General features: G+C 58.0%; 25 protein-coding genes. 20 read left to right on the top strand and 5 right to left on the bottom strand.

The window, feature by feature from the left end; all coding sequences use genetic code 11:
• Positions 1-2: 2 nt before the first annotated feature.
• From tsaE to rlmB, 12 genes are all read left to right on the top strand, one after another.
• Entirely contained in the window at positions 3-482 is a 480-nt protein-coding gene (gene tsaE / locus ACL2XG_RS12245; protein WP_410012159.1) for a tRNA (adenosine(37)-N6)-threonylcarbamoyltransferase complex ATPase subunit type 1 TsaE, read from the top strand.
• Positions 479-2,182: an N-acetylmuramoyl-L-alanine amidase AmiB gene (gene amiB, locus ACL2XG_RS12240; protein ID WP_413722082.1), complete on the top strand. Its 1,704-nt coding sequence runs from the start codon at positions 479-481 to the stop codon at positions 2,180-2,182. Before tsaE ends, amiB begins: the two co-directional genes overlap by 4 nt.
• A 19-nt stretch (positions 2,183-2,201) precedes the next feature.
• Positions 2,202-4,127: a DNA mismatch repair endonuclease MutL gene (gene mutL, locus ACL2XG_RS12235; RefSeq protein ID WP_410012157.1), complete on the top strand. Its 1,926-nt coding sequence runs from the start codon at positions 2,202-2,204 to the stop codon at positions 4,125-4,127.
• Positions 4,128-4,131: 4 nt separating this feature from the next.
• Positions 4,132-5,064: a tRNA (adenosine(37)-N6)-dimethylallyltransferase MiaA gene (gene miaA / locus ACL2XG_RS12230; RefSeq protein ID WP_413723542.1), complete on the top strand. Its 933-nt coding sequence runs from the start codon at positions 4,132-4,134 to the stop codon at positions 5,062-5,064.
• 115 nt (positions 5,065-5,179) lie between these two features.
• Positions 5,180-5,491, top strand: coding sequence for an RNA chaperone Hfq (gene hfq, locus ACL2XG_RS12225; RefSeq protein ID WP_331121869.1), 312 nt, complete (start codon positions 5,180-5,182; stop codon positions 5,489-5,491).
• A 96-nt stretch (positions 5,492-5,587) separates the two neighbouring features.
• A complete protein-coding gene (hflX, locus tag ACL2XG_RS12220) occupies positions 5,588-6,868 on the top strand; it encodes a ribosome rescue GTPase HflX (RefSeq protein ID WP_410012156.1) in 1,281 nt (426 codons plus the stop codon).
• A 57-nt stretch (positions 6,869-6,925) separates the two neighbouring features.
• Positions 6,926-8,191, top strand: coding sequence for an FtsH protease activity modulator HflK (gene hflK / locus ACL2XG_RS12215; protein WP_410012154.1), 1,266 nt, complete (start codon positions 6,926-6,928; stop codon positions 8,189-8,191).
• Between the two features lie 3 nt (positions 8,192-8,194).
• Positions 8,195-9,211: a protease modulator HflC gene (gene hflC / locus ACL2XG_RS12210; RefSeq protein WP_410012153.1), complete on the top strand. Its 1,017-nt coding sequence runs from the start codon at positions 8,195-8,197 to the stop codon at positions 9,209-9,211.
• Between the two features lie 409 nt (positions 9,212-9,620).
• A complete protein-coding gene (locus ACL2XG_RS12205) occupies positions 9,621-9,821 on the top strand; it encodes a DUF2065 family protein (RefSeq protein ID WP_410012152.1) in 201 nt (66 codons plus the stop codon).
• 100 nt (positions 9,822-9,921) lie between these two features.
• Complete coding sequence (locus tag ACL2XG_RS12200) at positions 9,922-11,220, top strand: adenylosuccinate synthase (protein WP_413722083.1); 1,299 nt, start codon at positions 9,922-9,924, stop codon at positions 11,218-11,220.
• Positions 11,221-11,629: 409 nt separating this feature from the next.
• Positions 11,630-14,134 carry a ribonuclease R gene (gene rnr / locus ACL2XG_RS12195; RefSeq protein WP_413722084.1) on the top strand — a complete coding sequence of 835 codons (2,505 nt, stop codon included), beginning with the start codon at positions 11,630-11,632 and terminating at the stop codon, positions 14,132-14,134.
• Between the two features lie 85 nt (positions 14,135-14,219).
• Positions 14,220-14,957 (top strand): 23S rRNA (guanosine(2251)-2'-O)-methyltransferase RlmB, encoded by a 738-nt coding sequence (gene rlmB, locus ACL2XG_RS12190; RefSeq protein ID WP_410016546.1) that lies wholly within the window; start codon positions 14,220-14,222, stop codon positions 14,955-14,957.
• Positions 14,958-15,027: 70 nt separating this feature from the next.
• Here the strand turns inward: rlmB and bsmA are convergent, their stop codons facing one another.
• Complete coding sequence (gene bsmA, locus ACL2XG_RS12185; RefSeq protein ID WP_410016545.1) at positions 15,028-15,333, bottom strand: biofilm peroxide resistance protein BsmA; 306 nt, start codon at positions 15,331-15,333, stop codon at positions 15,028-15,030.
• 70 nt (positions 15,334-15,403) lie between these two features.
• Here bsmA and yjfP point away from each other — a divergent pair, with 70 nt between their 5' ends.
• From yjfP to rplI, 5 genes are all read left to right on the top strand, one after another.
• Positions 15,404-16,150: an esterase gene (yjfP, locus tag ACL2XG_RS12180; RefSeq protein WP_413722085.1), complete on the top strand. Its 747-nt coding sequence runs from the start codon at positions 15,404-15,406 to the stop codon at positions 16,148-16,150.
• 451 nt (positions 16,151-16,601) lie between these two features.
• Positions 16,602-16,997, top strand: a complete 396-nt coding sequence (gene rpsF, locus ACL2XG_RS12175) for a 30S ribosomal protein S6 (RefSeq protein ID WP_162364108.1) — start codon at positions 16,602-16,604, stop codon at positions 16,995-16,997.
• A 6-nt stretch (positions 16,998-17,003) separates the two neighbouring features.
• A complete protein-coding gene (gene priB, locus ACL2XG_RS12170; RefSeq protein WP_331120002.1) occupies positions 17,004-17,321 on the top strand; it encodes a primosomal replication protein N in 318 nt (105 codons plus the stop codon).
• Between the two features lie 4 nt (positions 17,322-17,325).
• Positions 17,326-17,553 carry a 30S ribosomal protein S18 gene (gene rpsR, locus ACL2XG_RS12165; protein WP_048637617.1) on the top strand — a complete coding sequence of 76 codons (228 nt, stop codon included), beginning with the start codon at positions 17,326-17,328 and terminating at the stop codon, positions 17,551-17,553.
• A gap of 38 nt (positions 17,554-17,591) precedes the next feature.
• Positions 17,592-18,044, top strand: coding sequence for a 50S ribosomal protein L9 (gene rplI, locus ACL2XG_RS12160; protein WP_410016543.1), 453 nt, complete (start codon positions 17,592-17,594; stop codon positions 18,042-18,044).
• Positions 18,045-18,194: 150 nt separating this feature from the next.
• On the opposite strand, the gene ACL2XG_RS12155 is transcribed toward rplI, so the two are convergent.
• Positions 18,195-18,845, bottom strand: coding sequence for a LysM-like peptidoglycan-binding domain-containing protein (locus ACL2XG_RS12155; RefSeq protein WP_413722086.1), 651 nt, complete (start codon positions 18,843-18,845; stop codon positions 18,195-18,197).
• A 203-nt stretch (positions 18,846-19,048) separates the two neighbouring features.
• On the opposite strand from ACL2XG_RS12155, the gene ACL2XG_RS12150 reads away from it, so the two are divergent.
• Positions 19,049-19,669: a peptidylprolyl isomerase gene (locus ACL2XG_RS12150; RefSeq protein WP_410016541.1), complete on the top strand. Its 621-nt coding sequence runs from the start codon at positions 19,049-19,051 to the stop codon at positions 19,667-19,669.
• A gap of 120 nt (positions 19,670-19,789) precedes the next feature.
• Entirely contained in the window at positions 19,790-20,536 is a 747-nt protein-coding gene (gene cysQ / locus ACL2XG_RS12145; protein ID WP_410016540.1) for a 3'(2'),5'-bisphosphate nucleotidase CysQ, read from the top strand.
• A gap of 7 nt (positions 20,537-20,543) precedes the next feature.
• Here cysQ and ACL2XG_RS12140 read toward each other — a convergent pair whose 3' ends face one another.
• Entirely contained in the window at positions 20,544-21,113 is a 570-nt protein-coding gene (locus ACL2XG_RS12140) for a YtfJ family protein (RefSeq protein ID WP_410016539.1), read from the bottom strand.
• A gap of 297 nt (positions 21,114-21,410) precedes the next feature.
• Here ACL2XG_RS12140 and ACL2XG_RS12135 point away from each other — a divergent pair, with 297 nt between their 5' ends.
• Positions 21,411-21,617 carry a DUF1107 domain-containing protein gene (locus tag ACL2XG_RS12135; RefSeq protein ID WP_162364102.1) on the top strand — a complete coding sequence of 69 codons (207 nt, stop codon included), beginning with the start codon at positions 21,411-21,413 and terminating at the stop codon, positions 21,615-21,617.
• Between the two features lie 118 nt (positions 21,618-21,735).
• On the opposite strand, the gene ACL2XG_RS12130 is transcribed toward ACL2XG_RS12135, so the two are convergent.
• Entirely contained in the window at positions 21,736-23,067 is a 1,332-nt protein-coding gene (locus ACL2XG_RS12130) for a hemolysin family protein (RefSeq protein ID WP_410016538.1), read from the bottom strand.
• Between the two features lie 289 nt (positions 23,068-23,356).
• Positions 23,357-23,998: a peptide-methionine (S)-S-oxide reductase MsrA gene (msrA, locus tag ACL2XG_RS12125; RefSeq protein WP_410016537.1), complete on the bottom strand. Its 642-nt coding sequence runs from the start codon at positions 23,996-23,998 to the stop codon at positions 23,357-23,359.
• Between the last annotated feature and the right edge of the window lie 198 nt (positions 23,999-24,196).

Below are 24,196 nucleotides of genomic sequence, written 5' to 3'. Positions count from 1 at the left end.
ACATGGACAAACGTGTATTACCTTTGCCGGACGAAACGGCGACCATAGCATTAGGCGCGGCGCTGGCCGCGGCCTGCCGACAATCCTGTGTGATTTATCTCTATGGCGATCTGGGCGCCGGCAAGACCACGTTTTGCCGCGGTTTTTTACGCGCCCTGGGCTACGCGGGCAATGTGAAAAGCCCGACATACACCCTGGTCGAACCTTATGAATTAACGCCGAGGACGGTCTATCATTTCGACCTTTACCGTCTGGCGGATGCTGAAGAACTGGAGTTTATGGGCGTGCGTGATTATTTCGATCAGGATGCCCTGTGCCTGGTGGAATGGCCCCAAAAAGGCCAGGGAATACTGCCTGACGCCGATATCGTCCTGTCGCTTGAGTATGTCGGCGCCGGGCGCCAGGCGCAGCTGGAGCCCCGATCCGATCGCGGCGCGCATATCCTGGCGCGGCTGGCGTCACGCCGGGAAAATCATTCATGATGCTGAAGATCAGGACGATTTTATTCATTGTGTTCGGGTGCCTGATGGGACAGGCGTTAGCGGCAAACCTCAGCGATATCAATGTGACCAACGGCGACGAGCGCTCGACGGTGACGCTGGGTTTTGCCGCGCAGCCGGTGTATGCCTTCTTTTCCCTGCACAATCCGGAACGGGTGGTGGTGGATATCCGCGATAGCGCCGTGGCCCAAGGGCTGCCGCTGAACTTTAACGGCCAGAACATCATCAGCCGCATTCGCAGCAGCCAGGCGCCCGACGCGCAGAGTATCCGGCTGGTGTTTGAACTGACGCGCAAATCGCGCGTGCAGGCCGCCGCCGCACAAGAGAACGGCCGCTATACCCTGGTCTTTACCTTGACCGGACAGCCCCGGCCGGCGCAGGCCAGGCCCGCGCAGGTTACCCCGTCGCCAAATCGCGCGCGCGTTACCCGCGCGGCGACGCCGGCGGCGCAGGACAATCCGTTTGACGGCGCGCCCGCCAACGCGGCGCCTGCCGCACGGGGACCGCGGCGCGCGGTGGCGTCCGGCGATCGGGTGGTGGTGGCCATCGATGCGGGGCACGGCGGGCAGGACCCCGGCGCCATCGGGCCAAACGGCCTGAAGGAGAAGAATGTCACCATCGCCATTGCCCGCAAACTGAAAGCGCTGCTGGATGCCGATCCGATGTTCAGGCCGGCGCTGACCCGCGACGGCGATTATTTTATCTCGGTCATGGGCCGCTCCGATGTGGCGCGTAAACAGGGCGCCAGCGTGCTGGTGTCGATACATGCCGATGCCGCGCCAAACCGCAGCGCCAACGGCGCGTCGGTCTGGGTCTTGTCCAACCGCCGCGCCAATAGCGAAATGGGCAACTGGCTGGAACAGCATGAAAAGCAATCGGAGCTGCTCGGCGGCGCGGGGGATTTGCTGGCCAACAGCGCCGCCGATCCGTATCTCAGCCAGGCGGTGCTGGATTTGCAGTTCGGCCATTCACAGCGGGTAGGGTACGACGTCGCCACCCGGGTGCTGCGGCAGTTGCGCAACGTCGGCTCGCTGCATAAAGCGCGGCCGGAGCACGCAAGCCTTGGAGTATTGCGCTCACCGGATATTCCATCGCTTCTGGTGGAAACCGGTTTTATCAGCAATACCGGCGAAGAGCGGTTGCTGGGCAGCAGTGATTACCAGGATAAAATTGCCAACGCCATTTATCTTGGCCTGCGGGCGTATTTCGCGTCGCATCCGCAGCAAAACGGTCCGAAGCTGGAAAACCGGCCGCAGGGCGTCAGTTCGGCGATGGATGCCGGCGCCAGCGGCGTGCAGGCGGTGTCGCAATCCACCGCCGGCGCGGTACAGCCTGCGGGCGGCGCGGCGGCATCGGCAACGGTGACCCGCCATACCGTGCAACGGGGCGAGACCCTGTCCGGCATCGCGGCGCAATATGGCGTCAGCATGGCCGCGCTGCGCGATCTGAATAAACTGAAACGGGATGTCGTCTGGGTAGGACAGCGGCTGAAAATTCCGGCGGGCGCCGTGCCGCAACAAACGCAGGCCGCCCGCGCGCGCCGTCATAAAGTGGCGGTGGGGGATTCGCTGACCGGCATTGCCGCAAAATATGGGGTGCGCAGCGATACCCTGAAACGCGTTAATAAGCTTAAATCCGATAATGTCATGTTAGGTCAGACGTTGATTATTCCACCCGCATAATGCCAGAGGTAATGCCGTCATGCCCATTCAGGTGCTGCCGCCACAGCTAGCCAACCAGATCGCCGCGGGCGAGGTGGTGGAACGCCCCGCGTCCGTGGTGAAGGAACTGGTGGAAAACAGCCTGGACGCCGGGGCCACCCGCATCGATATCGATATTGAAAAAGCCGGCGCCAGGCTTATCCGCATCCGCGATAACGGCTGCGGCATCGATAAAGACGAGCTGGCGCTGGCGTTGGCGCGCCACGCCACCAGTAAAATTGTTACGCTCGACGATCTCGAGGCGATCGTCAGCCTGGGTTTTCGCGGCGAAGCGCTGGCCAGCATCAGCTCTGTGTCGCGCCTGACCCTGACCTCGCGCACCGAGGCGCAGAGCGAAGCCTGGCAGGCCTATGCCGAAGGCCGCGATATGGACGTGACCCTGAAGCCGGCCGCGCATCCGGTGGGCTCGACGGTGGAAGTGCTGGACTTATTTTACAATACGCCGGCGCGGCGCAAATTTATGCGCACCGAAAAAACCGAGTTCGCCCATATCGACGAGGTGGTAAAACGCATCGCCCTGGCGCGTTTCGACGTGACCTTTACCCTTACGCATAACGGCAAGCCGGTGCGGCAATATCGCGCGGTGACCCAGGAAGCCCAGCATCTGCGCCGGCTGGGCAGTCTGTGCGGACCGGCTTTTGTGCAGCGCGCGCTGGCGGTGTCGTGGAGCCATGGCGATCTGACCATTCGCGGTTGGGTTGCCGACCCCCGCGGCGGCGGCGAGCTGCCGGAAATGCAATATTGTTACGTTAACCAGCGCATGATGCGCGATAAGCTGATTAACCATGCCATCCGCCAGGCCTATCTGGAGCAACTGACCGAAGGCCAGCAGCCGGCGTTTGTGCTGTATCTCGAGGTGGACCCGCATCAGGTGGATGTCAACGTCCATCCGGCCAAGCATGAGGTGCGTTTCCACCAGGCGCGCCTGGTGCATGACTTTATTTACCAGGCCATTATTTCGGTGCTGCAACAAAGCGCCGCGCCGGCGCTGCCCCTCAATGACGAGGCGCAATCCGCCGCGCACTGGTCGCCGGAAAATCGCCAGGCCGCGGGTAAAAATACCCTGACCGCCCCCGCCACGGCGCCGCTATTCCCCGCCGCCGAACGCCCGGGGCGCGCCGGTGGCCCGGCCCGGGGGGCCGTGTCTGCGGGGGCGTCCGGCAGGGGCGCCCTGCGCGAACCGGCGGCGGCTTATCCCGCCGGCCCCGGTTACCAGAAAAAAGAGGGCGAATTATACCGGCGGCTGATCCAGCCGGGCGCGCCGGCGCGGGAGGATCGCGCGGCAGGGGCGCGTGATGCGCGCCAAACCGCGGCGCTGCCGTCGACCGCCGCGCCGGATGATACCGGCGACGCGCAGAGTTTCGGCCGGGTATTGTCCATTTACCCGCCCTGTTATGCCCTGGTGGAATTTCGCCGGCGCCTGGCGCTTATCGCACTGCCGGTGGCGGAGCGCTGCCTCAAGCGCCGGCAACTGACGCCGGAGGGCGAAGGGCTGCGCGCGCAGCCGCTGTTGATTCCCTTGCGCATGGCGCTGCAAGAGCCCGAAGTGGCCGCCTACCATCGCCATCAGGCTTTATTGACTGAACTGGGGATTCAATTGCAGGTTCATCAGCTTCAGGCCACGCTTAATGGCGTACCTTTACCATTACGCCAACAAAATTTACAAAACTTGATTCCAGAACTGTTAGGCTATCTGTCGGGAAAGGAAGCGGTTTCCACCGACATTATCGCCGGCTGGATCGCCGGCCGGTTGAGCAGCGAGCAGCATGACTGGAGCCTTTCCCAGGCAATCCAACTGCTCGCCGAGGTAGAGCGGCTGTGTCCGCAATGGGTTAAAAATCCGCCCGGCGACCTGCTGGTGATGCTGGATCTCGAGGCCGCCGTAGAGGCCCTGAAGCATGAGTGACGTGATGAACGACGCGCACCGTCCCACGGCCCTGTTCCTGATGGGGCCGACCGCCTCGGGTAAAACCGCCTTGGCCATGGCGCTTTGCCGGCATTTGCCCGTAGAGATCATCAGCGTGGATTCGGCGCTGATCTATCGTGGCATGGATATCGGCACCGCAAAACCCGGACCGGAAGAACTGGCGCAGGCGCCGCATCGGCTCATCGACATTAAAGATCCGGCGCAAGCCTACTCGGCAGCGGATTTTAGCCGAGATGCGCTGCAGGCGATGTCAGAAATCACCGCATCCGGACGTATGCCGTTACTGGTTGGCGGTACAATGCTCTATTTCAAGGCGTTGCTCGAGGGATTATCCCCCTTGCCCCCGGCAAATCCTGAAATTAGGGAACGTATCGCCCTGGAAGCGGGTCTTAAGGGATGGGAGGCTATGCATCGTCAGTTGCAGACGATCGATCCGGTGGCGGCAACGCGTATTCATCCTAATGATCCCCAGAGACTGTCCAGAGCACTGGAAGTTTTTTTCGTTTCAGGTAAAACTCTAACGGAACTGACGAAAATATCTGGCGAAGCATTGCCTTATCGGGTTCATCAGTTTGCGATTGCGCCGCAAAACCGCGAAGAGTTGCATCAGCGTATCGAGCAACGTTTCCACCAGATGCTGGCCGCCGGTTTCGAGCAGGAGGCCAGGGCGCTTTACCTGCGCGGAGATTTGCACGCCGATCTGCCCTCCATCCGTTGTGTGGGTTATCGCCAGATGTGGTCATATCTCTCAGGTGAAATCGATTACGATGAAATGGTGTTTCGTGGGATTTGCGCAACCCGTCAGTTGGCCAAGCGCCAAATGACATGGTTGCGCGGTTGGCGGTCAGTGCACTGGCTCGATAGTGATAAGCCCCGCTCAGCCTTAGATACGGTATTACAGGTTGTTAGTGCATAGGTCGGGTGATTGTGTACAATTGAAAAGTACTGAACGCGTTTTTTTTTTACATCGTTAATTTTAGAGCCACACATGGTTCTTGTTACAAACAACAAGCACATAAGGAAAAGATAGAATGGCTAAGGGGCAATCTTTGCAAGATCCGTTCTTGAACGCATTGCGTCGGGAAAGGGTTCCGGTTTCTATTTATTTGGTGAATGGTATCAAATTGCAGGGCCAGATTGAGTCATTTGACCAGTTTGTCATTTTGTTGAAAAACACGGTTAGTCAGATGGTTTATAAGCATGCCATTTCTACGGTAGTACCATCGCGTGCGGTGTCGCATCACAATAACAATCCGGCCAGTGGTGCCAGCAGCAGCAATTATCATCATGGCAGCAATCCTGCGGCGCCTGCACAGCCCCAGGAAAGTGATGACGTCGAATAAGGCGCATCCGGCTTAACCATACCGCGGTGCTTTAGCGTGTCGCTGACGCTAAGGCTCCGTTACAACTGCGGATTATCCGTTTGAGAGGTTGTACGCTTGTTTGACCGTTACGATACCGGTGAGCAGGCCATACTGGTTCACATTTTTTTCTCACAAGACAAAGACACGGAAGATCTACAGGAATTTGAGTCGCTGGTATCTTCCGCCGGGGTAGAAGCGTTGCACGTCATCACCGGGAGCCGCAAGGCACCCCACCCCAAATATTATGTCGGTGAGGGAAAGGCCGTTGAAATCGCCGAAGCGGTTAAAACCAGTGGTGCGTCTGTTGTATTATTCGACCATGCGTTGTCGCCGGCCCAGGAACGAAATCTTGAGAGCCTGTGCCAATGCCGTGTTATCGACCGAACCGGACTGATTCTGGATATCTTCGCGCAGCGCGCGCGTACCCATGAGGGTAAGCTGCAGGTTGAGCTGGCGCAATTGCGTCATCTTGCCACGCGCCTGGTGCGGGGATGGACCCACCTTGAGCGGCAAAAAGGCGGTATCGGTTTGCGCGGGCCGGGTGAAACCCAGCTTGAAACCGACCGCCGGTTATTACGCAACCGCATTACCCTGATACTCTCGCGCCTGGAGCGGGTGGAAAAAACGCGCGAGCAGGGGCGCCGCGCCCGCAACCGCGCCGATGTCCCCACGGTATCGCTGGTGGGATACACCAATGCCGGTAAATCCACCCTGTTTAACCGGCTGACCCAGGCGGGGGTGTATGTCGCAGACCAGTTATTCGCCACCCTTGACCCCACGCTCAGGCGTATAGAAGTCGACGATGTCGGCGATACGGTCCTGGCGGATACCGTCGGTTTTATCCGCCATTTGCCCCATGATCTGGTGGCGGCGTTTAAGGCCACGCTGCAGGAAACGCGCGAAGCCACTTTATTGCTGCATATCGTGGATGCGTCGGATGTGCGCAGCCAGGAAAATATCGCCGCCGTGGATGCGGTGCTGGCTGAAATAGACGCGGATGAAATACCGGAATTATTAGTCATGAATAAAATCGATATGCTGGACGATTTTGTGCCGCGTATCGATCGCAATGAGGAAAATGTGCCGGTACGGGTATGGTTGTCCTCCCAGACCGGCGAAGGAATTCCGTTGCTTTTTCAGGCGCTGACCGAGCGCCTGTCGGGCGAGATTGCTCAGCACGAGCTGCGCTTGCCTCCGCAGGCGGGACGTCTACGCAGCAGGTTCTACCAGCTTCAGGCAATTGAAAAAGAATGGATCGAAGACGACGGCAGCATGGGTTTGATAGTCCGGTTACCCATCATCGACTGGCGTCGTCTTTGCAAGCAGGAAAACGAGTTGGCGGACTATCTTGTCTGACCGTCCTTTGGGAACAAAAGCCTGAAGACTACTAATTAAGTAAAATGGAGCTAAAACATGGCGTGGAATCAGCCCGGTAATAACGGACATGACCGCGACCCGTGGGGGAGCAGCAATAATAATAGCGGCAACTCTGGCGGAAATAATAATAAAGGCGGACGTGAACAAGGACCTCCCGATTTGGACGATATCTTCCGTAAGCTCGGCAAGAAGCTGGGCGGGTTCGGCGGCAAGAAGTCACCGGATAGCACCGGCGGCGTCAGCGGTCCCGCGCGCGGCGGCCGTTATGTCGGTCTCGCTGTCCTGGCGGTGGTCATCATCTGGGCCGGCAGCGGTTTTTATACCATCAAGGAAGCGGAGCGCGGGGTTGTCACACGTTTTGGCAAATTCGATCGCCTGGTCCAGCCCGGCCTGAACTGGAAACCCACCTTTATTGATCAGGTGGTGGCCGTGAACGTCGAATCGGTACGGGAGCTGGCCGCCTCCGGCGTGATGCTGACCGCCGATGAAAACGTGGTGCGCGTGGAAATGAACGTGCAGTACCGGGTTACCGATCCCGAGCGCTATCTGTTCAGCGTCACCAATGCCGATGACAGCCTGCGCCAGGCAACCGACAGCGCCCTGCGCGGCGTGATCGGCAAATACACCATGGATCGTATCCTCACCGAGGGTCGTACCGTGGTCAGAAGCGATACGCAGCGTGTGCTGGAAGAAACCATCCGTCCTTACGACATGGGCATTACCCTGCTGGACGTCAACTTCCAGGCCGCCCGCCCGCCCGAGGAAGTCAAAGCCGCGTTTGACGATGCCATTGCCGCCCGCGAAAACGAGCAGCAGTATATTCGTGAAGCCGAAGCCTACGCCAATGAGGTGCAGCCACGCGCCAACGGCCAGGCCCAGCGCATCCTTGAGGAAGGCCGCGCCTACCGGACCCGCACCGTGCTGGAGGCACAAGGCGAGGTGCAGCGTTTCGCCAAGCTGTTGCCTGAATACAAAGCCGCGCCGGAAATTACCCGCGAGCGTCTTTACATCGACTCGATGGAGCGTTTATTGAGCCATACCCGTAAAATCCTGGTGAACGATAAAGGCGGCAACAATGTGATGGTGCTGCCGTTGGATCAACTGCTGCGCAATCCGCCGGCCCCCGACGCCAGCCGTAAGGATACCAGCGCCAGTACCCTGCTGCGCCTGCCGCCGCTGTCCGTCAACGCCGCTGGAGTGGCGGAGCCGGGCCAGAATGAAAACAGCGGTTCCGGTTCCGTCATGGACCAGCGCAGGGCCAACGCCCAGCGTGACACCACCACTCGCGTAGGGAGGGAATAACCGATGCGTAAGCCTTTAATCCTTATTGTTGTCGTGGCGCTGGTGGTGTTGTACGCCTCGTTGTTCGTGGTGCAAGAAGGCCAGCGCGGCATCGTGCTGCGCTTTGGCAAGGTATTGCGCGATAGCGAAAACAAGCCGGAAATCTTCTCGCCCGGCCTGCATTTCAAGATTCCGTTTATCGAAACGGTAAAAACCCTTGACGCGCGTATCCAGACCATGGAAAACCAGGCCGATCGTTTCGTCACCATGGAAAAGAAAGATCTGATTGTCGATTCCTATATCAAATGGCGTATCAGCGACTTCAGCCGGTATTACCTGGCGACGGGCGGGGGCGATGTGTCCCAGGCCGAGGTGCTGCTGAAACGTAAATTCAGCGACCGGTTGCGTTCCGAACTGGGCCGTCTGGACGTGAAAGGGATCGTTACCGATTCGCGTAACCGTCTGATGACCGATGTGCGCGAGGCGCTTAACAGCGGGACCGCGGGCGATGGCGAGGTGGAAACCACCGCGGCGGATAACGCTATCGCGTCGGCGGCGGCGCGTGTGGAACGGGAAACCAAGGGCGCGCAGCCGGCGGTGAACTCGAACAGCATGGCGGCGCTGGGTATCGAAGTGGTGGATGTGCGTATTAAGCAGATCAGCCTGCCGGCCGAAGTGTCGGACGCCATTTTCCAGCGGATGCGGGCGGAGCGTGAGGCGGTAGCCCGTCGCCATCGCTCGCAGGGACAGGAAGAGGCGGAAAAGCTGCGCGCCGCCGCGGACTATGAAGTGACCCGTACGCTGGCGGAGGCTGAGCGTACCGCGCTTATCACCCGCGGCGAGGCCGATGCGGAAACCGCCCGGCTGTTTGCCGACGCGTTTAGCCAGGATCCGGCGTTCTTCGCTTTTATCCGCAGCCTGCGGGCTTACGAGAACAGCTTTAGCAGCAATAACGACATCATGGTGCTGAGTCCGGATAGTGATTTCTTCCGATTTATGAAATCACCGGCCACGACCACCACGACGCCGTTGGGTCGTTGAGTTGCTAAACCCCAGGCACGGTCTCCCTTTAACACGCCTGCCTGGCGATGGGTGTTGGCGGGCCTACCCTGCCATGGGGTCTCGGTCGGGCGGGAAAGCCACGCCCGATTCGACCCCATCGGCATGGTCTCCCTTTAACACGCCTGCCTGGCGATGGGTGTTGGCGGGCCTACCCTGCCATGGGGTCTCGGTCGGGCGGGAAAACCACGCCCGATTCGACCCCATCGGCATGGTCTCCCTTTAACACGCCTGCCTGGCGATGGGTGTTGGCGCGGGCCTACCCTGCCATGGGGTCTCCCTTTAACACGCCTGCTTGGCGATGGGTGTTGGCGCGCTCCTGCCAGGGTTAACACGGTATTGTTATCAAGTACGGGCCCGTTTGCACGGGCCTTTTTTTTATGAGGTCGTCATGAATCCTACTGTATGGATGGCGTTGGGGCTGGTATTGGTGCTGGAAGGCCTCGGTCCTCTGCTGTTTCCGGGCGCCTGGCGCAAAATGATCGGCGCAATGACCACGCTGCCGGATAAATTATTACGTCGCTTCGGCGGCGGTCTAGTGGTGGCCGGCGGTGTAATCTACTACATGTTGCGAAGCAGAATGGGAGGATGATCGCACAGATAAAAAACAGTCCGGCCTGAGGTTAAAAAGTACTGAAAGCCCGGGACTGAGATGTTAGAATCCTTTTTTAAGCAATCTGGTGAATTGAGAGATGGGTAAGAACGTTGTCGTACTGGGCACCCAATGGGGTGACGAAGGTAAAGGCAAGGTCGTAGACCTGCTGACTGAACGGGCAAAATATGTGGTTCGCTACCAAGGCGGACACAATGCCGGTCATACTTTAGTTATCAACGGTGAAAAAACCGTACTTCATTTGATCCCCTCTGGTATTTTGCGTGAAAACGTAACCAGCATCATTGCCAACGGCGTCGTATTATCGCCGGAAGCCTTAATGAAAGAGATGGGCGAACTTGAAGCGCGCGGCGTACCGGTACGTGAACGTTTGCTGATCTCCGAAGCCTGCCCGCTGATCCTTTCCTACCATGTTGCTCTTGATATGGCGCGTGAGAAAGCCCGTGGCGACAAAGCCATCGGCACCACGGGACGCGGCATCGGCCCCGCCTACGAAGATAAAGTTGCGCGCCGCGGCCTGCGCGTCGGCGATCTGTTCAACAAAACCACCTTCGCCACCAAGCTTAAGGAAATTGTTGAATACCATAACTTCCAACTAGTGAATTATTATAAAGTGGAAGCGGTGGACTACCAGACCATCCTTGACGACGTTCTCGCGGTTGCCGATATCCTCACCGGCCTGGTGGTTGATGTGTCCGAGCTGCTGGACACCGCCCGTAAAAACGGCGAGCTGATCATGTTTGAAGGCGCCCAGGGCACCTTGCTGGATATCGATCACGGTACCTATCCGTATGTCACCTCATCCAATACCACCGCGGGCGGCGTTGCCACCGGCTCGGGTATCGGCCCGCGTTATGTAGACTACGTGCTGGGCATTGTTAAAGCCTATTCCACGCGTGTCGGCGCAGGCCCCTTTCCCACCGAGCTGTTCGATGACGTCGGCGAATACCTTTGCACCAAAGGCAACGAATTCGGCGCGACCACCGGCCGCCGCCGCCGTACCGGCTGGCTGGACGCGGTTGCGGTGCGCCGCGCGGTGCTGATTAACTCTCTTTCCGGTTTCTGCATGACCAAGCTTGATGTGCTTGACGGCCTGAAGGAAGTGAAAATCTGCATTGCCTACCGCATGCCGGATGGCCGCGAACTTAAGACCACCCCGCTGGCGGCCGAAGGATGGGAAGGTATCGAACCTATCTATGAAAGCCTGCCGGGATGGAGCGAATCCACCTTCGGCGTAAAAGAGTTTGATAAGCTGCCGGAAGCGGCCAGGCGTTATATTCGCCGTGTCGAGGAAGTCACCGGCGTACCGGTTGATATTATCTCTACCGGTCCGGATCGCACGGAAACCATGATTTTACGTGATCCTTTTGACGCGTGATCGCGGTTAAATCGTAAAAGCCAAAAAATGTAACAAACCGGGCATTGCCCGGTTTTATATTTATTATTAATAAGTTAGCCCGTCGGTAGCCCCTGTCTCCTCCCCAGCAGTTGACAAGTCTTATAGCCTGATTGGTTCCTAAAGGTTACTCTTATTACCATCGTTTTCTTGTTATCTGTCCTCTTGTCGCCATGCCCGCTGTTAGGGATAGCAGAAGTGCGGTTAGCAGGACGTAAACCCCGATCAATAATATTGATCTGTTGTAGTGCGGATATAGCGTGGATGTTGTGCGGAACGTGGTCGAATCGTCCCAGCCAGCTGTTTAAAACAGGAAATCCGCCGCTCTACACATTATTGCTTGTTGAATGATATCGGCACAGCAACCTGTTTTGGACAATGGAGGTAGCGCATGTCACAAGATCCCTTTCTCGAACGAGAGGCAGAAAAATACGAATTTCCCATCCCCAGCCGGGAGTTTATCCTGGCGCACCTGGCCAAACGGGAAACGCCCGTCAGTCGCGAAGAGTTGGCGCAGGATTTGGGCATTACCGGCGAAGACCAGGTTGAAGGCCTGCGCCGCCGCCTGCGCGCCATGGAGCGCGACGGCCAGCTGATTTTTACCCGCCGGCAGTGCTATGCGCTGCCTGAACGCCTGGATTTGCTGCGTGGCACGGTTATCGGCCATCGCGATGGTTTTGGTTTTTTACGAGTGGAAGGCAGCAAAGACGATTTTTACCTGTCCGCGGAACAGATGAAAATGGCCATTCATGGCGACGTGGTAATGGCGCAGCCCCTGGTGTCCGATCGTAAAGGCCGGCGCGAAGCGCGCATTGTGCGCGTGCTGGTGCCCAAGACCAGCCAGATTGTCGGCCGCTATTTTACCGACGCCGGCAGCGCCTTTGTGGTGCCCGACGACAGCCGGTTGAGTTTTGATATCCTGATCCCGCCGGAAAGCACCGGCGGCGCTCGCATGGGTTTTGTGGTGGTGGTCGAACTGACCCAGCGCCCCACGCGGCGCACCAAGGCGGTCGGCAAGGTGGTGGAGGTGCTGGGCGACAATATGGGTACCAGCATGGCGGTGGATATCGCCTTGCGTACCCATGATATTCCCTATGTCTGGCCGCCGGAAGTGGAAAGCCAGGTCGCGGAGCTGAAGGAAGAGGTGCCCGAGGCGGCAAAACGCGGGCGGGTGGATCTCCGGAGCCTGCCGCTGATGACCATCGACGGCGAGGATGCCCGCGATTTCGATGACGCCGTGTTCGCCGAAAAGAAACGCGGCGGCGGATGGCGTCTGTGGGTGGCCATCGCCGACGTCAGTTATTACGTCCGTCCCAATACGCCGCTGGACAATGAGGCGCGCGGTCGCGGCACGTCGGTGTATTTTCCGTCGCAGGTCATCCCGATGCTGCCGGAAAAACTCTCCAACGGCCTGTGTTCCCTGAATCCGCAGGTGGACCGTTTATGCATGGTCTGCGAAATGACCATCTCCGCGCAGGGACGACTCTCCTCCTATAAATTTTACGAGGCGGTGATGAATTCCCATGCGCGGCTGACCTATACCAAGGTATGGCAGATCCTGCAGGGCGATCGGGAACTGCGCGAGCACTACCATCCGCTGGTCAAGCCGATCCAAACGCTGCATGAAATGTACCAGACGCTGGAACAGGCCAGGGTACAGCGCGGCGGCATCTCGTTTGAAACCGACGAAGCCAAGTTTATCTTTAACGCCGAGCGCCGCATCGATCGCATCGAACCGGTGAAGCGCAACGACGCGCACAAACTGATTGAAGAATGCATGATCCTGGCCAATATCGCCGCCGCGCGTTTTGTCGAGAAAAACGACGAGCCGGCGCTGTACCGGGTGCATGACCGTCCCAGCAACGATCATATCACCGCGCTGCGCACCGTATTGGCCGAACTGGGCCTGACGCTGGGCGGCGGGATTAAACCGGAGCCGAAAGACTACGCCGAGATGATGAATATCGTCTCCACGCGTCCGGATCACGAGATGCTGCAAACCATGCTGCTGCGCTCGATGAAACAGGCGATTTACGACCCGGAAAACCGTGGTCACTTCGGTCTGGCGCTGCAGGCTTACGCGCACTTTACCTCGCCCATCCGCCGTTATCCGGATCTGTCTTTGCACCGCAGTATTAAATATCTGCTGGCGAAGCAGGAAGGCGAGGCCAAAGGCCGGTCCACCCCTACCGGCGGCTGGCATGCCGAAATGGCGGAAATGCTGCAGTTGGGCCAGCAAAGCTCCATGAACGAGCGGCGGGCCGACGAAGCGACCCGCGATGTGGCCGATTGGCTGAAATGTGACTTTATGCAGGATCACGTCGGCCAGACCTTCAGCGGCATTATCGCAAGCGTCACCGGCTTTGGCTTTTTTGTGCGTCTGAATGATTTGTTTATCGACGGCCTGGTGCACGTTTCAACCCTGGATAACGATTATTACCGCTATGACAATATCGGCCAGCGCTTGATTGGCGAGTCGGGCGGACGGGTCTATCGCCTCGGCGACGTGGTGGAAATCAAGGTTGAGGCGGTCCATATGGATGAGCGTAAAATCGATTTCTCCCTGATCTCCAGCAAGCGGCAGCCCAGAGGCGCGGGTAAAACCGAACGTGTGCGCACGCAGCAGGCCGCACGCGGCGCCACTGGCGGCACCGGTAGCGACGGCAAGCCGCCGCGCCGCCGCCGCTCCGGCCCAAAGGCGGGTAACTTCGAACCGGACAGCGCCTTTCGGCCGAACGATGGCAAAGGGAGCAAACCTAAAAGCGCGCCGTCCAGGGCGGCCAGCGCAGGCGCGTCGGACGCCGCCACCGGTGATAATCCGCCTAAAAAGCCGTCGGCCAGCAAACCACGGCGCAGCAGGAAAAAAAGCGGCGCGGAAAGCAAGCCGGACCAGTAATAAGTCCGGGCGCCAGCGTGCCGGCGACCGCCGGCAGACCTTAATCCATGGGCCGTTACGGCCCATTCGGTGATAAAAGAGCAACATGAGCGAAATCATTTACGGTATTCATGCCGTTAAAGCTTTACTGGAACGCGATCCGCAGCGTTTTCTCGATGTGTATATCATGAAGGGCCGCGACGATCGCCGCCTGCATGAGCTGGTGGTGGCGCTGGAAGCCAACGGTATCGTCATCCAGGTGGCCAATCGCCAATGGCTGGATGAGGCCGCGGAAGGGGCGGTGCACCAGGGCATAGTGGCAAGGGTGCAGGAAGGGCGCCAACTGCAGGAAAATGATCTGGAGGGGCTGCTGGCACAGCATGCCGCGCCTTTCCTGCTGGTGCTGGACGGGATTACCGACCCGCATAACCTCGGCGCCTGCCTGCGCAGCGCCGATGCCGCCGGCGTACATGCGGTTATCGTGCCGCGCGATCGTTCGGCGCAGCTCAACGCCACCGCCAAGAAAGTGGCCAGCGGCGCGGCGGAAACCGTACCGCTGATTCGCGTCACCAACCTGGCGCGCACCCTGCGCATGTTGAAGGAACACAACGTCTGGATCGTCGGCACCGCGGGCGAGGCGGATCATCATCTGTATCAAAGCAAGCTGACCGGCCCGCTGGCGCTGGTCATGGGCGCGGAAGGCGAGGGCATGCGCCGCCTGACCCGCGAGCACTGCGATGAGCTGATCGGTATCCCGATGGCGGGCTCGGTCTCGTCGCTTAATGTCTCCGTGGCGGCGGGCGTTTGCCTGTTTGAGGCCGTGCGCCAGCGCCAGCTTCCCTGAATGGGCCTGCCGCCGCCGGCGCCGGACAACGTGGCTGGCGGCGAGCGTCCGGCGCCATGACCCTTCCCGCTTAACGATATAAAATGGCCTCGCCGCGCCAGATGCCGGCGATAACGTCTTCCGACAGCATAATGATTTGATAATAGCGGGCCTGGCGGGCATTGGCCTGCGCGCGCAGCGCAGCTTCGGCATCCATCGGGCTGCCGCGTTCCTCGACGGCGATCCGGCCTATTTTGGTCAAGGCGCCGGCCTGATTGCGGCTGATTTCCTGCGCCTGGGCGGTGGGCGCAGGCGGCGGGACCGGCTTGCCTTCAAGCACGCTGCAGCCCGCCGTCAGCATGCTCAGGAGCAGGATTATAGGGTAGAGTGGTTTCATCAATGTCGGCCATAAAAATAACGCAGTGAGATAGAGATAGTATAAAAGAATAATGCGAAGGGGGGGCAATATGGTTGAAATGCATCAGGAGTCCGTCGGCGGTATCGACGTCATCCATGCGGTGCCGGCGGGGGGATACCCGCTGCCGCTGCCGACAATTTTCTTTTACCACGGCTATACCTCGTCAAAAGAGGTATACAGCTATTTTGGTTATGCCCTGGCAAAGGCCGGATTTCGCGTTATCCTCCCGGATGCCGCCATGCACGGCGCGCGGTTTGACGGCGACGAGCAGCGGCGCCTGGCCCAGTTTTGGGCAATTCTACGTGCTAATATCGACGAGATGCCCGCCATGAAAACACATTACCAGCAGCGGGGGCTTATCGATGACGGGCGCATCGGCGTATGCGGCGCGTCCATGGGCGGCATGACCGCGCTGGGCGCTATGGCGCGCTATGACTGGCTGCGCGTGGCGGCGGACTTTATGGGCTCGGGAGATTATCTGCGGCTGGCGAAAACCCTGTTCCCGCCCGTGGCGCTGACGTCAAGCGCCGGGCAAAAAGAGTTTGAGCGCCAGATGGCCCCCCTGGCCGGCTACGAAGTCTTCCATCAGCTCGAGAAGCTGGCAAACCGGCCGCTGTTGATTTGGCATGGCGAAGCCGACCCACTGGTCCCGGCCACGGAAAGCCGCCGCCTGTACCAGGCGCTGGAGGCGCGTGGGCCTCATCAGGCGACATACCTCACCGAACCCGGCATCGGCCATAAAATTACGGTAACCGCGCTGTCCGCCGCCGTGACGTTTTTCGGGCGGCACCTTTAACCCGGCATCCGGCGTCGACGGCCAATAAAAAAGCCCCACAGGGGGGCTAAAATAAACTTACTTTATAATTATTGATGATTCCCTGGTGTTGGGGATTCTATCGCCGCCTTATCCCGGCGGCGCCGGCGACTGTTCACCGTCGCCAGTGATTTATTATTAAACAGTATATGCCAGCGCGCAGGGGAGGGAAATAACACTTTATTGATTGAATAAATCAGTTTTTTTGAACAAAAAACATACATATTGAATAGTTTTTTTGCTAATTAATGCTTTTCTATATAACTGTGCCCGTTCACCGCCGCTTTCCCTGCGCATCGGTCCTTGTATTTGCCGCCGCATAAATGTAAGATTGCGCGTCATTTTTCAGCCGCACAATTATCACGTTCCTTGCTTCCATGGGCCGCGGTTGACCCTGACAGGAGGCTGAATAATCCGTAAGGAGCAATTCTGTATGCGTCATTACGAAATCGTTTTTATGGTTCATCCTGACCAAAGCGAACAGGTTCCAGGAATGATCGAGCGTTATACCGGTGTTATCACCAACGCGCAGGGCATCATTCATCGTCTGGAAGACTGGGGCCGCCGTCAACTGGCTTACCCGATCAATAAACTGCACAAAGCCCACTATGTTCTGTTGAACGTAGAAGCCTCGCAGGAAGTGATCGATGAGCTGGAAACAAACTTCCGCTTCAACGACGCCGTTATTCGCAGCATGATCATGCGCGTTAAACATCCGGTTTCCGAAGCCTCCCCGATGGTCAAAGCAAAAGATGAACGCCGCGATCGCCGTGAAGATTTCGCCACCGAAGCCAACGATGACAATGATGCTGGGGATTCTGAAGAGTAATCGATGATGACGGCGAACCGTCTGATGCTGTCCGGCACCGTGTGCAAGGCACCCATTCGAAAGGTTAGTCCGTCGGGTATTCCTCACTGCCAGTTTGTGCTTGAGCACCGCTCGCAGCAACAGGAAGCCGGTTTTTCACGGCAAGCATGGTGCCGTATGCCCGTGGTGGTCAGTGGAAAACAATCGCAAGAGATTACTCGCAGTATAACGGTCGGTACGCAGCTCACCATCCACGGTTTCATTTGCAGCCATCAAGGCCGCAATGGGCTGAATAAAATGGTCCTGCATGCCGAGCAGATTGAATTGATAGATTCTGGAGACTAGCCAAATGGCACGTTATTTCCGTCGTCGCAAATTCTGCCGTTTCACCGCGGAAGGCGTTATTGAGATTGACTATAAAGACATCGCTACGCTGAAAAACTACATCACCGAAAGCGGTAAAATTGTCCCGAGCCGTATCACCGGTACTCGTGCCAAATACCAACGCCAGTTGGCCCGTGCGATCAAACGCGCGCGCTACCTGTCTCTGTTGCCGTACACTGATCGTCATCAGTAATCGGTCACTGTCCACTAAGACTTTGAGAGGATAAGGTAATGCAAGTTATTCTGCTTGATAAAGTTGCCAACCTGGGTAGCTTAGGCGAACAAGTTAACGTTAAAGCGGGTTATGCCCGTAACTACTTGGTACCGCAAGGTAAAGCCGTTCCGGCCACCAAGAAAAACGTTGAGTATTTTGAAGAGCGTCGTGCTGAGCTGGAAGCCAAGCTGTCTGAAGTTCAGGCCGCGGCCCAGGCTCGCGCCGATAAAATCACTGAACTGGGAAGTGTTACCGTTGCGTCTAAAGCAGGCGACGAAGGTAAACTGTTCGGTTCTATCGGTACGCGCGACATCGCCGACGCCATCACCGCTGCCGGCGTCAACGTCGCCAAAAGTGAAGTGCGCCTGCCTAACGGTGTGCTGCGCACCATCGGCGACCATGATGTCAGCATCCAGGTTCACAGCGAAGTTTTCGCTACCCTGAATGTTATCGTGGTGGCTGAAGCCTAATCGAAAGATTAAGCGATTGATAAAACGCCGGCTTATGCCGGCGTTTTGCTGTCTGGCGCCCGGAGAACGCGCCATGGGCGGTCAACTGCCGGGGGCGAATTTCTGCGCGTTCATGGGGAAGGGTAGCCTGGCCGGGGTTAAGGCCCGCGTTTAATGACGCAGGTAACTGCCGTCGGCCTGCCTGACAAAACGTATGCGGCTGTTGGCGCCGGTTTCAATCGTCAGCGTCTGCACGACACCCTGGGCATTCTGCTGGATTTCCACCTGCTGACCCGCCTGCAAGCTGCTAAGCGGTTTGTCGTCGCCTTCCGCCTGCGCCATCGCGAATACATCCCCTACCGGCAGGTTATGCTCGCGAAACAATTGCGCCAGCGTCTGGCCCTCGACGATGCGATAGCGATGCAACTGGCCGTCGCCGGCGGCGGGCGCCGGGGCCGGGGCGGCGGACCGGTTATTGTCCACCAGCTCCGCCTGGATAACCGTTCCCTGGCCATTGGCCGCGGTTTTCGCACCGGGGGCGGGCGTGGTATCCGTCGAGGGCGAATAGGGCCAAAGTATCGCCGCCGCGATAATCAACGCGGCAATCAGCACCAGACGGCGATGCAGCGGCGGTAACGGACCCATCCACTGGAAACCGTCGGGTAAGTGCCATACTCTTTTCAGCAGGGTCAGCATTGGCCGGCCTGATGTGTTGGAATCATCATCGGGCAGCAGACGCAGAGGCCACTTCCATTTGAATCCGCCGTAACCCAACGGGGAAAAACGTGGGGTTTTGTTTTTCCCGGGCGAAATTCTGCCCATGATAACCTCTCTTGCAATGGTTTACCTGTTGTAACCCTCGCGAGTATAAAGCGGCGCACAGGGAACCTCCATAGCTTAATTGACCGGTAAGCAAGAAGCCTGCCTGCCCGATGCAGGACTCATATTCATCATAGAGGATTTTACCCCAAACGCCTGCGCTGTTATGCTGCGCCTTTCGCTTTTTACCATTTCAAGGAAAAAACATGAGCGTACCTTCTTTAGACAGCGTGGAAGCCCAGGCCAGTTACGGCATTGGTTTACAAGTGGGCCAGCAGTTGCAGGAGTCGGGACTGGAAGGCTTGCTGCCCGAGGCCCTGCTGGCCGGGCTGAGCGATGCGCTGGCCGGCAATTCCCCGGCGGTGCCGGTTGACGCCATCCACCGCGCCCTGCGCATTATCCATGAACGCGCGGACGCGGTTCGCCTCGATCGCCAGCAGCATCTGGCGGTGGCGGGACAGCAATTCCTGGACGCCAATGCCAAGGAAGAGGGCGTGCGCCAGACGGAGTCCGGTTTGCAGTTTAAGGTCTTGGCGCAGGGCGACGGCGCCATACCGAGCCGCCAGGACCGCGTGAGCGTCCATTATACCGGGCGTTTGCTGGACGGCACGGTATTCGACAGTTCGGTACAGCGCGGCCAGCCGGCGGAGTTTCCGGTTAACGGGGTTATTCCCGGCTGGATAGAAGCCCTGACGCTGATGCCGGTCGGCTCGAAGTGGGAATTGTACATTCCGCACAACCTGGCCTACGGCGAGCGCGGCGCCGGCGCGTCCATACCGCCGTTCAGCGCGCTGATCTTCGAAGTCGAGCTGCTGGAAATCCTCTGATCCCCGCGGGGCGCGTTTGGCGCGCCCCGCTGCCGACACCCGCCGCTAGATTATTCCGATGGCTATTTTGTGAAAAAAAGCTAGTCTGGTGAATATGATGTAATGATCCAGAGGTGAGACATGATTGAACAGATTAGCCGGCTCTCGCGTGAGGCGGGCGCTGCGATTATGCGGGTCTACGATGGCGGTGCGCCCGTCGAGCTGACCCATAAAACCGACGATTCACCGCTCACCGCCGCCGATCTGGCGGCGCATCGGGTTATTGTCGCCGGACTGAAGGCGCTGGCGCCCGATATTCCCATTCTGTCCGAAGAGGACCCGCCGGCGTGGGACGTGCGCCGCGGCTGGACCCGTTTCTGGCTGGTGGACCCGTTGGACGGCACCAAGGAGTTTTTGCGGCGCAACGGCGAGTTCACGGTGAATATTGCCTTGATCGAAGACGGCCAGCCGGTAATGGGCGTGGTGTATGCCCCGGCCACCGATATCCTTTACGCCGCCGACGCCGGCAATGCCTGGAAGATAACGCCTGACGGCGAACGGCTGGCCATCCACTGCAAGGAGGCCCGGCCCCCGCTGGTGGTCATCAGCCGTTCGCACAGCGACGATAGCGAATTACAGGATTATCTGGCCCAACTGGGCGAGCATCAAACGGTGACCATCGGCTCCTCGCTGAAGTTTTGCCTGGTGGCGGAAGGCAGCGCGCAGCTTTATCCCCGCTTCGGACCGACCAGCGTCTGGGATACCGCCGCCGGCCATGCGGTGGCCGCCGCCGCCGGCGCGCTGGTCAACGACTGGACCGGACGCACGTTGGATTACCATCCCCGCGAATCCTTTCTGAATCCGGGTTTCAGGGTGTCGTTGTTCTGAACCGGCCTTAATGCGCGCCGCCTGGCAACAGGCGGCGCAGCAGCGTGGTGACCTGCTGTATCTCGGCAAACGACAGCGCGCCCTCCTTGGCATACCGTACCCGCCCCTGGGCATCCAATACCATGACCGCCGAGCTTTTCGGCTGCAGATGCCACGCCTGCAGTACATTGCCATGGGCATCCAGAATAAACTGGGAACCGGGATAAATGGTCTTGTGATTTTCCACCCAGTTGCGGGCGAACGAGGGCCCGCTGCCGAAGACGGCGTCGTTTTCGTTGATGATTGTCGTCGTTTGGTAATATTTAGCCGGTAAGTTGGTTTTCTTGAGCGCCTCAATCATCGCGGCGTTCATCTCGCTGGCGGAGGATTGGGCGGCAATATGTTGCACCAGTCTGATTTTTCCCGCGAGCTGCGAGCTATCCCAGAATTTATAGCTAAACTTCTCTTTCTGGAGCAGCAATTCGCCTTGTTCGGCGACCGCCACCTTAGGTAGGGTCTTGCCGATAACCAGGCTATGGGCAAGGGCGCCGCAGGATAGCGGCCATGCCAGGAGTAATACGATTAACGGGCAGCGCATGATGCGGCTCCTTTAAGCGAAGGGAGGCCCGGATCGGCGCCGGGCGAGGGGGTTACCACCCCGATCGCCGTATTGCGCCGGATGACCAAGCTAATGCGTTTTCAGCATATTAGTACTGCTGTAATAGATAGGGCTTTTATAGCATTCTGTCAAATTGTGTAAAATCAGCTCAGTGTTCTGTTGTTGCGTGAACTTAAGCACATATGAAGACTCTTATAAAGTGCTAGTGTGAGTTCCCTTGCCGGGTTTAACAACGCAACGGCAGGACGAGAAAAATAACGGGAGTTGAGTAAAAAAATGAGAATCTTCCATCGCTATAACGCTATCAAGGTAGCAACCTACGTTAAGACTTTATTCCGCGGTCGTATTTATATCAAAGGCTTCGGCGCCTTCGAATTTGATAAAGGCAAGATTTTGCTGCCGAAGGTGCGCGACAAGCAGCATTTCCACGTCATGTCGGAAGTCAACCGGCAGGTCATGCGGCTCCAGTCCGACATGGGCTGACCGGCCCTTTTCCTGATTACCTTGTCCGCAATACGATAATGACCTGCCCCCCGGCGACTGCGCGCCCGGGGGCAGGATAAATCGCGCCTAACGGCGGGACGTGGACCGGACTTTCGCCTCAGGCAACGTGCGAGGTGTCCGTCGTCTTGGCCAGCACCAGCGTGGATTTTTCCTCAATACGGGTCACCAGCAGCTGATCGATTTTATAGCTGTCGATGTCCACCACTTCGAATTTATAGCCGCCATAGCGCACAAAATCAGTACGTTTAGGTATCTTGCGCAGCATGAACATCATAAACCCGCCGATGGTTTCATAATTTCCCGCCTGCGGGAACTCATCGATATGCAGCACCCGCATCACGTCGTCGATGGGCGTGCCGCCCTCGATAAGCCACGAATTCTCGTCACGGGTAACGATCTGCTCTTCCAGCCCCTGTCCCACCAGGTCGCCCATCAGGGTGGTCATCACGTCGTTAAGGGTAATGATGCCCACCACCAGCGCGTATTCGTTAAGGATCACCGCAAAGTCCTCGCCCGCGGTCTTGAAGCTTTCCAGCGCTTCCGACAGGGTCAGGGTATCCGGTACGATCAGCGCCGAGCGGATCTGGACGCCGCTGTTCAACGCCAGGCTTTGGTTGCCCAGCACGCGGTTAAGCAAATCTTTCGAATCCACATAACCGACAATATGGTCAATGTTGGCGTCGCAGACCAAAAACTTTGAGTGAGGATGCGTTGAGATTTTTTCTTTTATACTGTCCTCGGTCTCGCGCAAATCGAAATAGATAATGCTTTCGCGCGACGTCATGGACGAGGGCACCGTGCGGGACTCCAGCTCAAACACATTCTCGATGAGCTCATGCTCTTGCTTGCGCAGCACGCCCGCCAGCGCGCCGGCCTCCACCACCGCGTAGATATCATCGGAGGTAATGTCGTCCTTGCGCACCATCGGCAGCTTCAGCATGCGGAAAATGACGTTGGCCAAACCGTTAAACAGCCAGACCAGCGGGCGGAAAACCAGCAGGCAGAAGCGCATCGGGTTGATAATCCGGATGGCGCAAGCCTCCGGTGAAATCATACCGATGCGTTTCGGGGTTAAATCGGCGAACAGGATAAACAGGCTGGTGACCAGCGTAAATGAACAGATAAAACTGATTTGATCGGCCATCTCCGGCGACATAAAACGAATAAGAATGGAGGCGAAGGAAGGTGAGAACGCCGCATCGCCCACGATACCGCCGAGGATAGCCACCGCGTTCAGGCCGATTTGGATAACGGTAAAGAAGATGCCGGGCGTCTCCTGGAGCTTAAGCACGCGTTTGGCGTTGATATTCCCTTCATCCGCCATCAGCTTGAGTTTAATTTTGCGCGAAGCGGCGAGGGAGATTTCCGATACGGAAAAAAATGCGCTCACCGCGATTAATAGCAGGATAAGCAGGATACTGTTTAGCATAATTCGACCACTTCGGGCTGACAGTTATGCCAGCGCGCCTTTGAAGGGCAACGTGTTGGTTAAAGATAACATATTTCAGTCTGTTACGGGGAGCCGAAACGTCATTTACGGCTGCGGGCAGCCTGCAGCGACAATGGTCAGCCCGTTGCGGATACGCGACGTCATCAACTGCCCGACCGACAGTGGGCACAGTATAACAGCAGCCCCCTGGGGGCTGCTAAGATTAATAACGTGATGGTTTCCGGCGTCTTGGCCAGAGCCGGTTTATCAACAGGCCCCGCTGGCGAGATTACGCCTGCGGCGGCATGCATACCCCGATGCCGCCGAGATTACAGTACCCCTGCGGATTTTTGTGCAGATATTGCTGGTGCTCGTCCTCGGCATAGTAGAACGGCGTGGCCGGTTCGATGGCGGTGGTGATGGCGCGCCGATCGCCGGCCTGCTCCATCGCCTGCTGGAAACGCTGTTTGCTGGCCTGCGCCTCGCGTTCCTGCTCCGGGGTCAGCACAAAAATCGCGGAGCGATATTGCGAACCGATATCGCCGCCCTGGCGCATACCCTGCGCCGGATCGTGATTTTCCCAGAAATACTGCAACAGCTCGCGATAGCTGATGATTGCCGGGTCAAACACCACCCGCACCGCTTCCGCATGGCCGGTCTGGCCGGTACAGACTTCGCGATAGGTTGGGTTCGGCGTATAGCCGCCGGCAAACCCCGCCGCCGTGCTGTAAACCCCCGGGATCTGCCAGAACAAACGCTCCACGCCCCAATAACATCCCATGGCGAACAGCGCCACCTCCATATGATCGGGAACGTGAGTCATGGAATGGCCGTTAACCACATGGGTGGTCGCCACCGGCATCGGCGTCAGGCGGCCCGGCAGGGCTTCGCTTTGTGATACAAGCTGGGTTTTATCAAAATTCTGCGCCACGATAGACTCCTGTTGAGACGATTATCGAAATAATGGGCTATTGCCTGTTGTCTTGTACACTTTCTTTACAGACAATAAACGCCAATATTACGTTAAGCTGTAAGCTTATGACTGTATTTTAGGGTAAAAGGACTAAAAACAACCCCAGGGTCGTTTAATAATAAATATGACGGCGATTGTGCGCGTAAGGAATCCACC

The organism is Sodalis sp. RH24 (assembly GCF_047324145.1).
Taxonomy (GTDB): domain Bacteria; phylum Pseudomonadota; class Gammaproteobacteria; order Enterobacterales; family Enterobacteriaceae; genus Acerihabitans.
Note: the sequence above shows the minus strand (reverse complement) of the source record. Positions and strands in the feature narration are given on the sequence as shown.

What these genes read in the sequence shown, in the direction of transcription:
- priB (WP_331120002.1), top strand. Translation starts at nt 17,004, where the DNA reads ATGACGGCGAACCGTCTGATGCTGTCCGGCACCGTGTGCAAGGCACCC.
- hflC (WP_410012153.1), top strand. Translation starts at nt 8,195, where the DNA reads ATGCGTAAGCCTTTAATCCTTATTGTTGTCGTGGCGCTGGTGGTGTTG.
- hflK (WP_410012154.1), top strand. Translation starts at nt 6,926, where the DNA reads ATGGCGTGGAATCAGCCCGGTAATAACGGACATGACCGCGACCCGTGG.
- amiB (WP_413722082.1), top strand. Translation starts at nt 479, where the DNA reads ATGATGCTGAAGATCAGGACGATTTTATTCATTGTGTTCGGGTGCCTG.
- ACL2XG_RS12205 (WP_410012152.1), top strand. Translation starts at nt 9,621, where the DNA reads ATGAATCCTACTGTATGGATGGCGTTGGGGCTGGTATTGGTGCTGGAA.
- rpsR (WP_048637617.1), top strand. Translation starts at nt 17,326, where the DNA reads ATGGCACGTTATTTCCGTCGTCGCAAATTCTGCCGTTTCACCGCGGAA.
- hfq (WP_331121869.1), top strand. Translation starts at nt 5,180, where the DNA reads ATGGCTAAGGGGCAATCTTTGCAAGATCCGTTCTTGAACGCATTGCGT.
- rplI (WP_410016543.1), top strand. Translation starts at nt 17,592, where the DNA reads ATGCAAGTTATTCTGCTTGATAAAGTTGCCAACCTGGGTAGCTTAGGC.
- ACL2XG_RS12130 (WP_410016538.1), bottom strand. Translation starts at nt 23,067, where the DNA reads ATGCTAAACAGTATCCTGCTTATCCTGCTATTAATCGCGGTGAGCGCA.
- yjfP (WP_413722085.1), top strand. Translation starts at nt 15,404, where the DNA reads ATGGTTGAAATGCATCAGGAGTCCGTCGGCGGTATCGACGTCATCCAT.
- tsaE (WP_410012159.1), top strand. Translation starts at nt 3, where the DNA reads ATGGACAAACGTGTATTACCTTTGCCGGACGAAACGGCGACCATAGCA.
- rnr (WP_413722084.1), top strand. Translation starts at nt 11,630, where the DNA reads ATGTCACAAGATCCCTTTCTCGAACGAGAGGCAGAAAAATACGAATTT.
- bsmA (WP_410016545.1), bottom strand. Translation starts at nt 15,333, where the DNA reads ATGAAACCACTCTACCCTATAATCCTGCTCCTGAGCATGCTGACGGCG.
- cysQ (WP_410016540.1), top strand. Translation starts at nt 19,790, where the DNA reads ATGATTGAACAGATTAGCCGGCTCTCGCGTGAGGCGGGCGCTGCGATT.
- miaA (WP_413723542.1), top strand. Translation starts at nt 4,132, where the DNA reads ATGAACGACGCGCACCGTCCCACGGCCCTGTTCCTGATGGGGCCGACC.
- mutL (WP_410012157.1), top strand. Translation starts at nt 2,202, where the DNA reads ATGCCCATTCAGGTGCTGCCGCCACAGCTAGCCAACCAGATCGCCGCG.
- ACL2XG_RS12135 (WP_162364102.1), top strand. Translation starts at nt 21,411, where the DNA reads ATGAGAATCTTCCATCGCTATAACGCTATCAAGGTAGCAACCTACGTT.
- rlmB (WP_410016546.1), top strand. Translation starts at nt 14,220, where the DNA reads ATGAGCGAAATCATTTACGGTATTCATGCCGTTAAAGCTTTACTGGAA.
- ACL2XG_RS12155 (WP_413722086.1), bottom strand. Translation starts at nt 18,845, where the DNA reads ATGGGCAGAATTTCGCCCGGGAAAAACAAAACCCCACGTTTTTCCCCG.
- ACL2XG_RS12140 (WP_410016539.1), bottom strand. Translation starts at nt 21,113, where the DNA reads ATGCGCTGCCCGTTAATCGTATTACTCCTGGCATGGCCGCTATCCTGC.
- rpsF (WP_162364108.1), top strand. Translation starts at nt 16,602, where the DNA reads ATGCGTCATTACGAAATCGTTTTTATGGTTCATCCTGACCAAAGCGAA.
- ACL2XG_RS12200 (WP_413722083.1), top strand. Translation starts at nt 9,922, where the DNA reads ATGGGTAAGAACGTTGTCGTACTGGGCACCCAATGGGGTGACGAAGGT.
- ACL2XG_RS12150 (WP_410016541.1), top strand. Translation starts at nt 19,049, where the DNA reads ATGAGCGTACCTTCTTTAGACAGCGTGGAAGCCCAGGCCAGTTACGGC.